Annotated in this window: 17 protein-coding genes and 1 pseudogene; 1 reads left to right on the forward strand and 17 read right to left on the reverse strand. The window is 36.1% G+C overall.

The genetic code is table 11. The annotated features are described in order from the left end of the window. Nucleotides 1-100 precede the first annotated feature (100 nt). The 15 genes and pseudogenes from ES765_RS17035 to ES765_RS17105 all read right to left on the reverse strand — a co-directional run bounded on the left by ES765_RS17035 (nt 101) and on the right by ES765_RS17105 (nt 12055). Nucleotides 101-1432 carry an amidase family protein gene (locus tag ES765_RS17035; protein WP_138115552.1) on the reverse strand — a complete coding sequence of 444 codons (1332 nt, stop codon included), beginning with the start codon at nt 1430-1432 and terminating at the stop codon, nt 101-103. Between the two features lie 9 nt (nt 1433-1441). Next, nucleotides 1442-1576, reverse strand: coding sequence for a hypothetical protein (locus ES765_RS22615; RefSeq protein ID WP_262710693.1), 135 nt, complete (start codon nt 1574-1576; stop codon nt 1442-1444). A gap of 329 nt (nt 1577-1905) precedes the next feature. Then, nucleotides 1906-2222, reverse strand: a pseudogene (locus ES765_RS22990) (DUF2911 domain-containing protein). Nucleotides 2223-2299: 77 nt separating this feature from the next. Continuing rightward, entirely contained in the window at nt 2300-3259 is a 960-nt protein-coding gene (gene ftsY, locus ES765_RS17050) for a signal recognition particle-docking protein FtsY (RefSeq protein ID WP_138115554.1), read from the reverse strand. An 87-nt stretch (nt 3260-3346) separates the two neighbouring features. After that, the gene (locus ES765_RS17055; protein WP_138115555.1) at nt 3347-3499 is read right to left on the reverse strand and encodes a DUF4295 family protein; all 153 of its coding nucleotides are present in this window, start codon (nt 3497-3499) and stop codon (nt 3347-3349) included. 35 nt (nt 3500-3534) lie between these two features. Then, the gene (gene rpmG, locus ES765_RS17060; RefSeq protein ID WP_138115556.1) at nt 3535-3717 is read right to left on the reverse strand and encodes a 50S ribosomal protein L33; all 183 of its coding nucleotides are present in this window, start codon (nt 3715-3717) and stop codon (nt 3535-3537) included. A 20-nt stretch (nt 3718-3737) separates the two neighbouring features. Further along, a complete protein-coding gene (rpmB, locus tag ES765_RS17065) occupies nt 3738-3977 on the reverse strand; it encodes a 50S ribosomal protein L28 (RefSeq protein ID WP_079512565.1) in 240 nt (79 codons plus the stop codon). Between the two features lie 69 nt (nt 3978-4046). Continuing rightward, nucleotides 4047-5297, reverse strand: coding sequence for a competence/damage-inducible protein A (locus ES765_RS17070; protein WP_138115557.1), 1251 nt, complete (start codon nt 5295-5297; stop codon nt 4047-4049). Next, nucleotides 5297-5635 (reverse strand): Hpt domain-containing protein, encoded by a 339-nt coding sequence (locus ES765_RS17075; protein WP_138115558.1) that lies wholly within the window; start codon nt 5633-5635, stop codon nt 5297-5299. The genes ES765_RS17070 and ES765_RS17075 overlap by 1 nt, the downstream gene beginning before the upstream one ends. After that, nucleotides 5635-6246 carry a fumarylacetoacetate hydrolase family protein gene (locus ES765_RS17080; RefSeq protein WP_138115559.1) on the reverse strand — a complete coding sequence of 204 codons (612 nt, stop codon included), beginning with the start codon at nt 6244-6246 and terminating at the stop codon, nt 5635-5637. The genes ES765_RS17075 and ES765_RS17080 overlap by 1 nt, the downstream gene beginning before the upstream one ends. A gap of 18 nt (nt 6247-6264) precedes the next feature. After that, complete coding sequence (locus ES765_RS17085; protein ID WP_138115560.1) at nt 6265-7041, reverse strand: 3'-5' exonuclease; 777 nt, start codon at nt 7039-7041, stop codon at nt 6265-6267. 114 nt (nt 7042-7155) lie between these two features. Next, complete coding sequence (locus tag ES765_RS17090; RefSeq protein WP_171017346.1) at nt 7156-8322, reverse strand: DUF481 domain-containing protein; 1167 nt, start codon at nt 8320-8322, stop codon at nt 7156-7158. Nucleotides 8323-8485: 163 nt separating this feature from the next. After that, on the reverse strand, nt 8486-9859 hold the full coding sequence (locus tag ES765_RS17095; RefSeq protein WP_138115562.1) for a dihydrolipoamide acetyltransferase family protein: 1374 nt from the start codon (nt 9857-9859) through the stop codon (nt 8486-8488). 91 nt (nt 9860-9950) lie between these two features. Next, on the reverse strand, nt 9951-10571 hold the full coding sequence (gene recR, locus ES765_RS17100; protein ID WP_138115563.1) for a recombination mediator RecR: 621 nt from the start codon (nt 10569-10571) through the stop codon (nt 9951-9953). Nucleotides 10572-10744: 173 nt separating this feature from the next. Then, entirely contained in the window at nt 10745-12055 is a 1311-nt protein-coding gene (locus ES765_RS17105; protein ID WP_212744257.1) for a M20/M25/M40 family metallo-hydrolase, read from the reverse strand. Nucleotides 12056-12226: 171 nt separating this feature from the next. On the opposite strand from ES765_RS17105, the gene ES765_RS17110 reads away from it, so the two are divergent. Next, nucleotides 12227-13702 (forward strand): sodium:solute symporter, encoded by a 1476-nt coding sequence (locus tag ES765_RS17110; protein ID WP_138115564.1) that lies wholly within the window; start codon nt 12227-12229, stop codon nt 13700-13702. A gap of 23 nt (nt 13703-13725) precedes the next feature. Here the strand turns inward: ES765_RS17110 and ES765_RS17115 are convergent, their stop codons facing one another. Together ES765_RS17115 and ES765_RS17120 are read right to left on the reverse strand one after the other, a co-directional pair. Next, the gene (locus ES765_RS17115) at nt 13726-14085 is read right to left on the reverse strand and encodes a CoA-binding protein (RefSeq protein ID WP_138115565.1); all 360 of its coding nucleotides are present in this window, start codon (nt 14083-14085) and stop codon (nt 13726-13728) included. Nucleotides 14086-14483: 398 nt separating this feature from the next. Further along, nucleotides 14484-15494: a 3-oxoacyl-ACP synthase III family protein gene (locus ES765_RS17120; protein ID WP_138115566.1), complete on the reverse strand. Its 1011-nt coding sequence runs from the start codon at nt 15492-15494 to the stop codon at nt 14484-14486. Nucleotides 15495-15571: the final 77 nt, after the last annotated feature.

The following is a 15571-nucleotide window of genomic DNA, read 5'->3' on the forward strand; positions in this document are numbered from 1 at the left end:
GTAACTTTAGAGTAGATTACCATAGATAGATTTTTAGATTAATGAATTGAATTTCAACACTTTAATTTACTGAAAATCTATCTTTTTTGTTGCATAATAATCAAATATTATTAATCGAACTCAGGTTAAAAGCAACAACATCTGCAACCGAGCTAACTTTCACCAATTTCGAATTTGAGTTTGTTTTCAGATAAGCAGGCAAATCATTACGCATATCAATGTTCAAAATGCTTAGAAACCCATCCATATCCATTTCTGGCGGAGTAAACTCTATTATAGTGGCTCCCGCAGCTTTTAAGTTTTCTATAGTTTTCTTATAAATACGATCACTTTCCATTAATTCGGCAAAAGCCCCAAGCTTCATTTTCTTAAATGGCTCAGGATGCAAACCTGCGGATAAAATTCCCGGAAAATCTTCGTCTACCGATTTTGAGTCAGATACATCATAACCTAGCATAGCGGATAATAAAATAGCATTATCTACCACATTTTTTGTCATTGGACCAGGAGTATCTAACGTACTAGAAATAGGAACTATCCCAGAGCGACTTAACAATCCGATTGTTGGCTTCAAACCTACCACTGAGTTTTGACTACTTGGTGATAATATAGAACCTGAAGTTTCTGTGCCAACTGCAGCGACAGCATAATTAGCAGCAACAGCAGTACCACTACCTGAACTTGACCCACCAGTTTCAAAAACTCGACGACCATAAGGGTTCAACGTTTGACCACCATATGCGCTATACCCAACAGGACAGCCAGAACATAAAAAATAAGCCCATTCACTCAAATTGACTTTACCCAAAATTAGCGCACCATTCTTTTTTAACTCCTTTACTATAAAAGAATCCTCTACTTCATTATTCATTAAGGATATTGATCCAGCAGTGGTTTTCATACCAACCGTGTTGATGTTATCTTTTAATAAAATAGGCATGCCATAAATAGGATGTTGTATTTGTGAAGCTGTTCCCATCTTTTTTTCTACATCTAACTTACGTGCTGCATCTACTACATCTTTATTTAATGCTATAATCGTATTCAAGGTGGTAGCATTGTTTAATTCATATTTGTAAATACGATACAAATAAAATAGCACCAAGTCTTCATACGTAAGTTCATTCTCTTCAATATGATGACGAATAGTGAAAATATTCTGTTCCAAAATCATTGGAACCAATGCTTTATACTTTTCTTCACTTAACTTAGAAACCTCATCATATAAAGGCCTAAAGATTTCGTTTTTATCAAGCACTTTAGATTGAATCAATTTATACTGCATACGCCCCTTTTCATGATCTGCATTTGCCGCAACATCGACAGAATCATTATATGGAGTCCATAAAACAAGTTTTTCTTTCATAGTATTTTGCTTATCCTTGCAAGCACTTAACAAAATGATAGCCACCAACCCTAAAAGCTTTTTCATAAAGTTCATTTATTTTTTAATTGAATAATTTTTCCAATCGTTTAAGTTGTTCGTATTTAATCGCACAAACTCATCTTTCTTCTCTTTTTCCACTAATTCCATTGAAGCTTTAGCTGCTTCAATTGCACCGGAATAGTTATACATATCGGCTAAAATTAAAGATTTTACTCAATAAAAATAATACGTATCACCACACATTTTAATGGCTGTATTTACAAATTTCAGAGACTCGCCTTAACTCATTCCATGTTCCTGATAATACCTTGCTATTTCATAATAGGTCTAGGCCATTGGGGCAGTATTTATTTTAAATCTGTGCCTGCATAAACAACTGCGTATCCACTTTAATCAGAATAAATACTTTAGCTCCCCCTACTTCCAAACGATTTTGATTTCATCATAATTAATGGAATCAAACGAAATCAAAAAATACAATTGAAATGCTAAAGATTCAATCGGTGCCATACCTATTCTTAAGGCATCGCCCTTTTCATCATAAGTAGTTCTCCCATCTCCCCAATGCCTAGTATTTTATGGAATACAATTTGCCATTCTTTTTCTTTAGGAAAAGCATATAAGGCATACGTACCTTTTAGAAGTTTTTGGTCTCCAAGACGAACATCTGTGTCAAACGTTTTTTTGTTGATTCATTAGCGCTTAACCTCCAAATAGTACTATAAGGCACCAAACTAGGCTTGCCATTTGGCTGATAACCAAACAATAAAAGCTCTCGCACAGCTGTTCTAGAATATTCAACTGTAATTTTCGAGAGGCCAACTTCCTGTTCCATTACAGAAAAAAAATTGCTTTGGGGTGGCTCATCTGCGACCAGCAAAAGCAAAAAAGGGAAGAATGAATCTAACCAACTTAAATTTTAAAGAAAGAATCTACAAATTCGTGCTTATTGAACACTTGTAAATCTTCGATTCCTTCACCAACACCAATATACTTAACCGGAATTTTAAACTGGTCTGAAATACCTATCACCACCCCTCCTTTAGCGGTACCGTCTAATTTTGTAATGGCCAATGCTGTTACCTCTGTAGCCTTCGTAAACTGCTTAGCCTGTTCAAAGGCATTTTGACCTGTTGAACCATCCAACACCAATAATACTTCATGTGGTGTATTCTCAATAACCTTTTGCATTACGCGCTTAACTTTAGTCAATTCATTCATTAAATTAACCTTGTTATGTAAACGACCTGCCGTATCTATGATTACTACATCTGCATCTTGAACTAGGGCAGAACTCAACGTATCAAAAGCAACCGAAGCTGGATCACTACCCATCTGTTGTTTTACTATCGGTACATCTACACGATCCGCCCAAACCTGTAATTGGTCTATAGCCGCTGCCCTAAACGTATCGGCAGCACCCAAAACAACTTTTAAGCCTTGCTTTTTATATTGATATGCAAGTTTACCTATCGTTGTAGTTTTACCAACTCCATTTACACCAACCACCATAATCACATAAGGTTTCTTATCTGTTGGTAATTTTAAACCTGTATTGTCGTTGTCATGATTAGTTTCAGATAAAAGACCTGCAATCTCTTCACGTAGAATTCCATTAAGTTCATCGGTACCTACATACTTATCACGAGCTACTCTCGCTTCAATTCTTTCAATTATTTTCAATGTAGTATCTACTCCAACATCTGAAGAGACTAAAACTTCTTCTAGATTGTCCAGTACGTCATCGTCAACTTTAGACTTACCAGCAACCGCCTTTCCTAATTTTGAGAAAAAGTTGGTTTTGGTTTTTTCCAAACCTTTATCCAAGGTTTCTTTTTTCTGTGTAGAAAATATTTTTTTAAATAAGCTCATTGTCAAAACTATGGTTACTCAAATATAAAACTTAAAAAGCCCCTTTCGTATGAAAGGGGCTCACAATAACTATAAAAGTTATTTCTCTTATTTCTTGGCAATCCAAGCATCCACCGATTCTGGTGCCATTACTTGTTCAACAAAAATATAAGCACCAGATTTTGATGACTTAACCATTTTTATTGCTTTTGTCAATCTTTTCGAACTTGTCTGTAAACTTGCTACGGTCTTCTTAGCCATGACTTATTTTTTTATGATTTTCGCTAAACGAAAATCTATTTAATTTCTTTATGAACGGTCATTCTCTTAAGAACAGAGTTGAATTTTTTAATTTCCAACCTCTCAGGAGTGTTCTTCTTATTTTTGGTAGTAATATATCTTGAAGTACCTGGTTGTCCAGATTCTTTATGCTCAGTGCATTCTAATATCACTTGTATTCTATTGCCTTTCTTTGCCATCTTACGCTATATTTTCCAGATTACTTAATAACTAATCCTTTTGCTTTTGCTTCTTTCAAAACAGCAGATATACCTTTTTTATTGATACTCTTTAAAGCTCTAGTAGAGACCTTAAGCGTTATCCATCGGTCTTCTTCTGGAATGTAAAAACGTTTCTTTGATAAATTAACATCAAATCTTCTTCTTGTCTTATTGATTGAAAATGATACATTGTTTCCAAACATCGCCTTCTTCCCCGTAATTTCACATACTTTTGACATCGTGCTGACTTTTTCTTTTAAACAGGGTGCAAATTTATATTATTTTTATCGTTCAGGCAACATAAAATATCACATTTTTAAAATTTCTTTTTGAAGCATCTCAAACGCCTTATTTACAGCCTTTTCCACAATGCGCTCTCGATTGCTTCCCATTTGAAATTCTTGCACCACATGCAACCCCGCACCTTCAACGGCAATAAATATAGTTCCAACCGCTGCATTCGAATCACCTTTCGTCGGGCCAGCATTTCCTGTAGTAGCTATTGAAAAATCTGTTTTCATCAATTCCCTCACCCCCTTCGCCATTGCTGTCGCCACCTCTGCACTTACCACAGAATACTCCTCAATAACCTCAAAAGGGACCTTAAGAACGTCGATTTTTGTTTCTGTAGCATAACTTACCACACTACCTTTAAAGTACTTAGAAGCGCCCGAAATCGATGTTATGCTTTCCGCAATCTTACCACCCGTAAAACTTTCGGCGGTAGAAATCGTCAAATTCCTTTTTGTGAGCAATTTTGCTATTACTTCCGGTAGGGTTTCATCATCTTCTAAACCAAACATTATGTCTTTGATAAGCGGATAAAGCTTTTCACACTCTGTATCAACAGCAGCTGCCAAAACGGCATATTCAGGGCCTTTTGCCGATAATCGCAGTCTCACTTTTCCTAAATTAGGCAAATAAGCCAATTTTATATTCGGTGGAAGACTATCTTCCCATGACTCGATACGTTTTGCAATTGAGCTTTCACCCAAACCATAGGTTACGATTGTTCTATGAATGATATGTGGTCTTTTGTAAAATGCTGAAAGTTTCGGAATTACCGAGTCTACCATTAAACGCTTCATCTCGAAAGGAACCCCAGGCATAGAAATAAAGGTGACATTATCTTGATGCATCCACATACCAGGAGCAGTACCATTCGTATTATGCAATACCTCTGCCCTACTAGGCACCAAGGCTTGTTTTCGATTAATATCCGATATTGGGGTAGAAGTAATATATTTAGCAAAAAGCTCTTCGACATGAGCCAATACCGAAGCATTTTCAACAAGTTCATCATTAAAAAACTCACAAAAGGTATGTTTGGTAATATCATCCTTGGTTGGACCCAGCCCACCAGTTACGAGCACAATATCAACCCGCTTTGCAGCATCGCTAAACGCATTTAAAATATGGGTACGTTCGTCTTGAACAGAAGTTATCTGATATACTGAAATCCCAATCTTATTAAGCTCTTTAGCTATAAATGCAGAGTTGGTATCAACAATTTGACCAATGAGGATTTCATCGCCAATAGTTATTATCTCTGCAAACATTATAAATTGAAGTCTTTTTTCAACTCGGAAACAACCTGGTTGATATCGGTTTTAAGCAATGGAAACATTTTTTCCATTTCAGCCATATTACCTTCTTCCTTACCTAAAGATTCTAATTCTAAAGCAATTGCACGGGTTTGCTCCATTCCCAACAAATCAACGTTAGGCTTTATTTTATGCGCTAGCTGATACACTTGACCATAGTCTTTGGCAAGCAATGCCTTTTCCAATAAATCTAAATCCTCAGGAACTTCTTCTAAAAAAACAGATATTACAGAATTTATAAAATCCTGATCACCCTCTGCCATCTCATTAATTTTATCCAGGTTATAAATCATTATTTAATTTTTAAGGTAAAAAGCTCCTTGTTCTCCAAGCTACCCGAAAGATAGTCATTTGGACTTATTTTCCCAACACCGGCAGGAGTTCCAGTAAAAATTATATCTCCTTTTTTTAGCATGAAGAAAGTTGAAACGTAGGCGATAATCTCATCTATCTTCCAAAGCATCAAACTTGTATTTCCTTGTTGTACCACTTCATCGTTCTTTAACAACTTAAAATTTAAGTTATTAATATTCTCAAAAAGGGTTTTTGGAAGCCACTCACCTATCACGGCAGCACCATCAAATCCTTTTGCCTTTTCCCATGGCAAACCTTTTTCCTTTAATTTCGCTTGTAAGTCTCGCGCAGTGAAATCAATTCCCAATCCGATTTCATCATAATAAGACGGCGCAAACGCTTCACTAATATGCTTGCCTACTTTTTTTATTTTCACTAAAACCTCAACCTCATAATGAATATCATTTGAAAATTCAGGAATATAAAAGTCTTGTTTCTTAGGTAATACCGACGAGTCTGGTTTTATAAAAATGATTGGCTCCTCTGGTCTTTCATTTTCAAGTTCCGCAATGTGTGCAGCGTAGTTTCTACCGATACATAGTATTTTCATTGGGCGCTATTATAAAATTCAACTTAATTTATTATTGAGTTTGCTCAACTTAATTTGAGTAAGGATTTTTTTGGTGTACAATGGAAAATCAGCATTTAGCATCCAACCAAAATAACCAGGCTCTTTTTCAAGTACATCATGTACTTTTCTACCTTTATGTTTACCAAATGAAAAGACCTCTTCGCCATCTTCGTCCATGGCGATAAACCCTGCAAAATCTACCGATAGTTTTCTTCTTGAGAATTCAGAAAGTTTCTTTATGTTATTTTCCAAATCAGGATATCTATCCAATTGAGAAAGCAACACCTCATACGTTGCATTAGTATCAGCTGCAGCACTATGCGCATCTATCAAATCCTTATCACAATAAAATTTATAAGCAGCTTCTAACGTACGTTTCTCCATTTTATGGAAAATTGTCTGCACATCTACCGAAACCGTATTTTTCATATCGAAATCGATATCTGCACGCAATAACTCTTCTGCTAACAATGGAATATCAAATCGGTCAGAATTAAATCCGCCTAAATCAGCATCTTTAATTATCTGATAAATTTCTTTAGAAAGCTTCTTAAACGTTGGTTCATTTGCAACCTTTTCATTCGTTATGCCATGCACCGCAATAACCTCATCAGGTATCACCATTTCTGGATTTACCAACCACGTTTTACTTTCCTTATTTCCATTCGGATATACCTTTAATATTGCTATTTCAACAATACGATCCTTTGCTACATTGATACCAGTTGTTTCTAAATCAAAAAAACAAATCGGTCTGGTAAGTTTTAATTCCATACAAGTTTAACTTTTGACAAAGATACCTTTTCGTTCCTTGAACGCTAATAGGCTACATCTGTTTAAATTTATTTTAAAAATACAATTAATAGAGTGATAAAAATACCTAACAATTTATAGACGGGTATTAATTATGTTATTAAAGGCGGAACCAAACGTATAACTAATCCCTACTCGAAACCCAAGTTCATAATCTGTAGCAATTTGCTTTTGCTGTAATAATACATCTTCAATAGATGCATCACCTGCAGGCAAATTAATTTGATCGCGTATCACCTCAAAATTACCAGAAAAAGTGACTGCCAAACCCTTAAATACCCTTACAGACAATCTGCTGTACAACTGAATCCTGTTTTTCTTAAAATCCTCTAAAAAAGTGGAACCTCGCAATCTACTATAGACATTTCCCCATGGTTGCCTATACCTAAGTTGCACATCTAACGAGTGATTGAAAATCCCCTCTTCTTGCAATCCAAATACGGTGGCATCTATATAATCATTATAAAAATACCCAATACGATAGGCAAAAACAATCTCGCGGCGCAACACCTCTCGGTAAGGGAAAATATTATATTCTAAAGCCGGATTTAGATAGCCCCGAAAATTTAAATTAGTAAATGTATTATGAGTTGTACCACCAAAAACACCAACCGACCAATGATCCGTTAAACTTCGCACTACACTGGCGTCACCAGAATACCTTAAACGCTCACTGGTAAAGGTTTCACCATCTTGTTTGAACTCGCTTCTTGCTTCGTTCATTTCCAAATCTACCCTTATTCGCCATTTTTCAGTTACCCGATCACTTTCAAAACCCAGTTCATATTCAAACGCATTTCTACTCGTTTCCTTGTCCAACTCAGCCTCACCGTATACTTCAAAGAGCCAATTGTTCCAAGGATCTTCAATTTCAATATTCATGATTTCACCAATACCATCTGTATTAACAGAATAGGTGATTTCTTCAGCCACATTAGATTCCAAAAGATACTTTAACAATCCCGACTTAATTTTTGCCACTAAACCCTTTCTCACCTCATCGGAAGTCATGGTTGCAGTTGTTTCGTAAGCTAAGGTTCCAACGATATTTTCGAAAGTGCCTATTCCTTTAAAGTCCAACGAATAGGTTCTTCCCCCGCTACCGTTTGCTACATCGTAAATAAATAGTTGAACATTTGCTTGAGATTGGTCGCGTACGTGATTCACATAGCCAATTTCTTGACGTATATAATTTTTTTCGCAGTTACAATCGGTAAAAAGACGTACAGGTTCCTTTTCCAATTCTTGTGATCGAACTGAAATAGTGGATATAATGCAAAGTAATAAAAAGGTAATTGTACGATAAGAGTAAGAGAGCATAGGAAACAGATAATTAAAAAGTCGTAAAGATAATTGTATTCCAAAACGCAGCAAATACTACCACCGCTAAATAAGTCGACTTTAATTAAATTTCACGGTTTACATCCCAAGCTTCTAAATAATCTGCTATTGCTTTCGCAAACATACTACCTAATGCCCCATTAACAACTCTGTGGTCGTAACTGTGCGATAAGTACATTTTACTACGGATACCTATAAAATCACCCTCTGCCGTCTCAATAACGGAAGGTATCTTTCTAATCGCCCCTAATGCCAAAATACCTACCTGTGGCTGATTGATAATCGGAGTACCAAAAACACTACCAAAAGTACCTACGTTGGTTACTGTATAGGTTCCTCCTTGTACTTCATCTGGTTTTAAGGCATTGTTTCTTGAACGATCCGCCAAGTCATTTACAACCTTAGCCATGCCCACCAAATTTAATTGATCCGCATTCTTAATCACTGGAACTATAAGGTTACCACTGGGAAGTGCCGCGGCCATACCAATATTTATATTTTTCTTTTTAATAACGGTATCTCCATCAATCGAAATATTCATCATTGGGTATTTCTTCAGCGCTTTGGCCACAGCCTCTAAAAAAATTGGGGTAAATGTTAATTTTTCCCCCTCCCTTTTCATGAAATCATCTTTCATCTTATTACGCCAATTCACAATATTGGTGACATCAACTTCGATAAAACTTTGAACATGTGCAGATGTTGACACACTATCTGTCATATGCTTAGCTATTAACTTGCCCATTCTGGTCATGGCGATCACCTCATCACCGCCAGAAGTCTTTACTTTAGGTTTTTCAGAAGCAGTTTCAACAGATTTTACCGGTGCAGGCGCTACACTATCTGAAACAATTAGAGGCGTTTTTTGTTTTTCTGGAGCCGCAACTTTGGCAGAAGCTGAACTGCCTCCATTTTTCACATATCCTAAAATATCATCTTTAGTAACCCTATCATCTTTTCCTGTGCCCGAAATTGACTCTAACTCTTCGAAAGAAATACCTTCTTCTTTAGCGATATTTTTAACCAACGGTGAATAAAATCGATCTGAATCTCCTATAACTAATTTTGGTGCCAAAGCACTATCAGCCTTGGCTTTGATTACTGCTTCTTCAGCTGCAGTTACCATCTCTTCCTGTACTGGCTCTTCTTCTTTTGATTTATCTACAATTGCTGAGACATCTGTCGCATCAGCATCCCCATCAATCTGAATAATAGCTACAGTCTGCCCTACCCTAACAATATCATCAACTTTAAAGCATCGCTCTATTAATACACCTTCAACCTCACTAGGTACCTCACTATCGACTTTATCTGTAGCAATTTCAAAAATGGCCTCATCCATCTCAATAGTATCCCCTACCTCTTTCAACCAAGTCGTTAATGTTGCTTCTGCAACACTCTCTCCCATGCGCGGCAGTTTCAATTCAAATTTTGACATATCGATAATTTATAGCTTCTATTATATGTATATTTTGCAAAAATAATAAAATTAATGCCCATTAACTGATATTATAACTCAATTACAAGAACTAATCTTGCCGCAAGGAACCTTCAAAAGGTACCCGGTTCAAGATACTTCTACCTAAAGTAACCTCATCTGCGTACTCAAGTTCATCACCAACGGCAATACCTCTGGCAATAGTAGATGTTTTCACCTTCAATCCTTCAATTTGTCTAAAAATATAGAAATTAGTTGTATCCCCTTCCATTGTAGAACTCAACGCAAAAATCAGTTCTTTTATTACTCCTTTTTTAACTTTCTCCACAAGGGACCCGATTTTCAAATTTTGAGGTCCGATACCTTCCATTGGTGATATTTTACCCCCAAGCACATGATATTTTCCTCTAAACTGTCCGGTATTTTCTATTGCCATTACGTCCCTAATATCCTCCACAACGCAAACCAAAGCATCATCCCTTTTTGGATTCGCACAAATTTCACATACACTAGTATCTGAAATATTATGGCAATTATCGCAGAACTGTATCTTACTTCTTAAATCAACCAATGAGTTAGAAAGATTCTCTGTACGTTGTTCTGGTTGTTTTAATAAGTGTAATACCAAACGCAATGCAGTACGCTTACCAATACCTGGCAATTGCGATACTTCATACACTGCGCTTTCTAATAATTTTGATGAAAAATCCATAGGCTATATTGGGTATAAATTTACGATTAAAGTTGAAAAATATACCGAACAGCTCACACAAAAATTAATTTTGAGAAAGTAAACAAAATGAACTACTGTCTTTGAAATCTCAGTAGCACAATAAAATTAATAAACGGTTTAATCGAGAATATTTATACTTACTCCTTACCGAATTATTTGTCATAACCAGCTTCGGCTACCGTCAACAACAAGGCTAATTTAATTGCCTCTACCCCATTCTTATTAAGCCACCATTCATTTAGGGAATGGGCACCGCCCCCTATACCGCCTCTTCCAATTGTAACTGCGGGAATGCCTATGGAAATAGGAATATTACTATTGGTCGAGCCTCTAGTAAGGCTTGGGTCATAACCAAATAGCATTGTTGCACTAATTGCTCGTTGCACTAGTGGAGTATCCAATGCAAGTTCTCCTGATGGCCTATCCCCTATTTTAATTAACTCCATAGTAATCTGGTCTTCTACGCCAGAGTTGTTATATTCCTCTAAAGCAATCTGCATAGATTCTTTAAAAATGCGATCCATTTTAATCAATCTATTACTATCTACCGATCGCATATCAACTTCCATCCAAGATTCAAAGGGAATTGAATTCACAGAAGTTCCACCACCTATTCTTCCAATATTAAAGCTAGTCTTAGGTCCTTCATCCGTATATTTTTTTGCATTTTCTGTAAACTCTTTAATAGCATAACCTATGGCGTGATGCGGATTTGCCAATCCGAAAGCACCCCAAGAATGCCCCCCTTTACCCATAAACAATGCTTTATACCTAACCGACCCTAAACCAGCATTATTTACTCTTCCTATTTCACCACCATCTATTGAAATCCACGAATCTATTTTTGGTGCATCATCTCTGAATAGATGCTTGACACCTCTTAAATCTCCCAAGCCTTCTTCACCTACCGTAGCTACAAACCAAATATCTGCCTTGGTCTTGATATTCGAATTCTTCATAGCTTTAAAAATTGCCAGCAACATCGATAGTCCTCTCGTATCATCTCCAATTCCCGGAGCAAACAACGTATCTCCTTTTTGCTGTACCATAACATTGGTCCCTTCTGGAAAAACAGTATCCAAATGCGCATCCAATACAATCACCTTTCCTCCTTCAATGCCTTTTTTAATGGCAATTACATTTCCGACTTCATCTATCGAAACATTATCGGCACCAGCATCGACAAACATTTTCTTTAAGGCTAATGCTCTTTCCGCTTCTAAAAAAGGTGGAGCTGCTATTTGTGTTAATTCAATTAAGTTTTTGTTCGTTTCCACTTCAATAGATTCTATATATTCAAAAGCATTCTTTATACTTTTATCTTTCAACAATTTAACAACTTCTTTTTCAATCTTTTTATCTACCATTAAATTCTCCTGACCAGACAATATGTTTGTGAAACACAAAAACAACACGATTAAACCTAACATTGCCTTATCCCTTAAAAAATATACTTGACTCATTTATTTACAATTTTACAGTTTGTACCATGAAAAGGTATCAAAAAATAGGTCACCAGAAAAATTAGAATGCTTTATTATCTAAATTCAGGAATTATACATTCAAGCACAACCTTTTCATCTTATCCTAACACGTCCTGTAACTTTTTGTAATTTGCCGCCAAATTATAAACAATGAATGCCTCCCACATTTTACTATTGATATCCGGATACTTCGTTCTGCTTTTGATTATCTCCTATTTCACCGGTAAAAACGATTCGAATGAAGATTTCTTTAAAGCAGGAAAACAATCGCCTTGGTATTTAGTTGCCTTCGGCATGGTGGGCGCGTCATTATCTGGTGTCACTTTTATATCGGTTCCTGGCTGGGTAGATGCTTCCCAATTCAGTTATATGCAAGTCGTTTTCGGGTACTTTCTTGGATATATGGTTACCGCATTTGTCCTCCTCCCTATTTACTACAAACAAAACGTAACCTCTATTTACGAGTATTTAGATGACCGATTTGGATTCGTAAGTTACAAGGTTGGTGCAATTTCCTTTTTCATATCTAGAGTGCTCGGAGCAGCATTCCGTTTATTTTTGGTCGCTATCGTACTTCAACAATTTGTATTTGATGCATGGAACATACCTTTTGAGATTACGGTGACACTTTCCATTTTACTTATTTGGGTTTATACCTTTAGAGGCGGAATAAAAACAATAGTCTGGACAGATACTTTACAGACCCTATTCATGCTTGTATCTGTTGGGCTTTCCATTTATTTTATACTGGATAAAATGGACTGGACTTTCATGGAGTTTTTAAATTCTTCAGAATTGGACCAATACAGTAAAACCATATTTACAGATGATTTTTTCTCTAAAAACCACTTGGTAAAATCCTTTTTAGGCGGCATGTTCATCACCATTTGTATGACGGGACTTGATCAAGATATGATGCAAAAAAACTTGACTTGCAAAAATTTAGGAGAAGCACAGAAAAACATGGTTAGCTTTAGTATTGTGTTGGTGGTGGTAACTTTTGTTTTTATGTTGCTTGGTGCTCTATTGTTCATTTATGCTGATGCCCATCAAATCGCATTGCCGATGATGGATGGCACACCAAAATCTGACTTACTCTTTCCAGAAATCGCATTAAATAGTGGTTTGGGTATTACTGTCGCCGTAACCTTTATGTTAGGTTTGATAGCTGCAGCCTATAGTAGCGCAGATAGCGCATTAACTTCGCTCACAACTTCGTTTTGTGTCGATTTTCTTAACACTGAAAAAAAACCACAGAAAGAAGCAAAAAAAATTCGTCGAATCACGCACATTGGTATGAGTGTGATGCTAATTCTTGTAGTTATTTCCTTTAAATATATTTTGGATAGAAATGTAATAGATGGCCTACTTACTGTTGCCTCTTATACCTATGGCCCTTTATTAGGTTTATTCTCATTTGGTATTTTCACAAAGTACAAGGTTAAAGATAAGTATGTATGGTTGGTAGCACTAATTTGCTTGTCTACAATTCTCGTTTTAGCCAAAATACCAAGTGAATATATTGGAGGCTATATGTTTGGATATGAACTCTTACCATTAAATGGACTACTGACATTTATTGGTCTTTGGCTTATTCGAGAAAAGCGACCTGTAGTTATAAATTAAGGTGAGTTGGAAGTCTTTTACGATTAGTATTGACCTGTACTCAAAAGAACCAATGTACAGGCAACATCAACCTCTATACCTTCATTTTTAAGTAGGGTATAAAATTCGGGGTTTTCCGTACCTGGATTAAAAATCACCCGCTTTGGAGCCAGAGCTATGATTTTATTGTAGTATTCTTCTTGCCTTTTAGAGTTTAAATACAGTGTTATTGTATGAATATCATTACTTTTGTCAAAACTAGTACTGATGTCAACTCCAGAAACACTTCCTGTTTTTAATCCGAAAGCAAGTGTTTCTACACCTGAGGCAACAAGTTTTACTATAGCCAAATTGCTATAACGGTTTGGTTTTAAGGATGCTCCAAAAACTAAGGTCTTTTTCAAAATAATAAAAGGTGTTAAAATTTGCTTGAATTGGTACAAGTTGCGCAATATTTCATCTATTCGCAAAGTTAAATACTCTTTTGAGTATTTAAAAAAAATTGTTGATAACGCTATATGTTTATAGTTAATGGTTAGTGTTTAGTATAGCCTATCAGCATTTGAAGCCCGGCTTCCAATTTATTTTGGAATGTTCGGGCTTCAACTTTTAAAACTATCAACTCTTAATATATAGGTTATAAAAAAATAACCCATCGAAAAATTTCACATGTAATACGTAACAATCTATACGTAATTGCGTCTATTATAGTGTATAAGGATATCTAGTGCAGAAGATTGGTTGGTTTTTTCTTATTAGGTAAAATTATATAGGACCCATGGCAGTGCCATGGGTTCTTCATTTACCATCTTATAATTACGCTACCCCAAGTGAAACCGCTACCAAATGCTGCCAAGACAACTAAATCACCCTCATTAACTTTACCGGCCTCCCACGCTTCAGTTAGTGCAATAGGAATCGATGCAGCTGTTGTATTACCATATTTCATGATATTGTTAAATACTTGATTATCAGATAACTTAAATTTCTTTTGAATAAATTGCGCTATTCTAAGATTGGCTTGATGTGGCACCAATAAATCAATATCAGTAGCTTTCAAGTTATTTTTTTGTAATCCTTCAACGATAACCTCGCTAAAACGAACTACTGCATTTTTAAATACAAATTGTCCATTCATATAAGGAAAGTACGATTCATCATTAGGGTCATTATCTTCAATAATATCAGTCACCCATCTATTACCCATACCTGGTGCGATTAATGACAGTTCTTCGGCATGCTGACCTTCAGAATGTAAATGTGTCGATAGAATCCCTTTTGAAGCATCTTCTTCTCTACTTAATACGGCTGCGCCGGCTCCATCTCCAAAAATAACAGAAACGTTCCTACCCCTTGTAGTCATATCTAAACCATGAGAATGTAGCTCCGAACCGATTACTAGTACGTTAGTGTACATTCCACTTTTAATATACTGATCCGCAACAGAAATAGCATATATAAAACCCGAACATTGATTACGGACATCTAAGGCTCCTACAGTTTTGATTCCTAAATCTCGCTGCACCAAAACTCCGGGGCCAGGGAAATAATAATCGGGACTTAACGTAGCAAAAACGATAAAGTCAATATCGTCCTTATCAATCCCTGCTCGTTCTATGGCAATCTTAGCAGCTTTAACACCCATTGTCGTTGTTGTATCACCATCGCCACTTATTACATGCCTTCTCTCTTTAATGCCGGTACGTTCTTGAATCCAAGCATCATTCGTATCCATCTTTTTTGACAAATCATCATTCGTCACTACATTATCAGGAACATAATGACCTAGACCAATTATTTTTGAATTATACATAGTCGCGTTTTTAACCTGATGGATTTCAGGCCGAATTAGTATTGCAATATAAACAAGAATTAAGAATCAGCATTAAA

The organism is Maribacter sp. ACAM166 (genome assembly GCF_005771495.1).
GTDB lineage: Bacteria > Bacteroidota > Bacteroidia > Flavobacteriales > Flavobacteriaceae > Maribacter.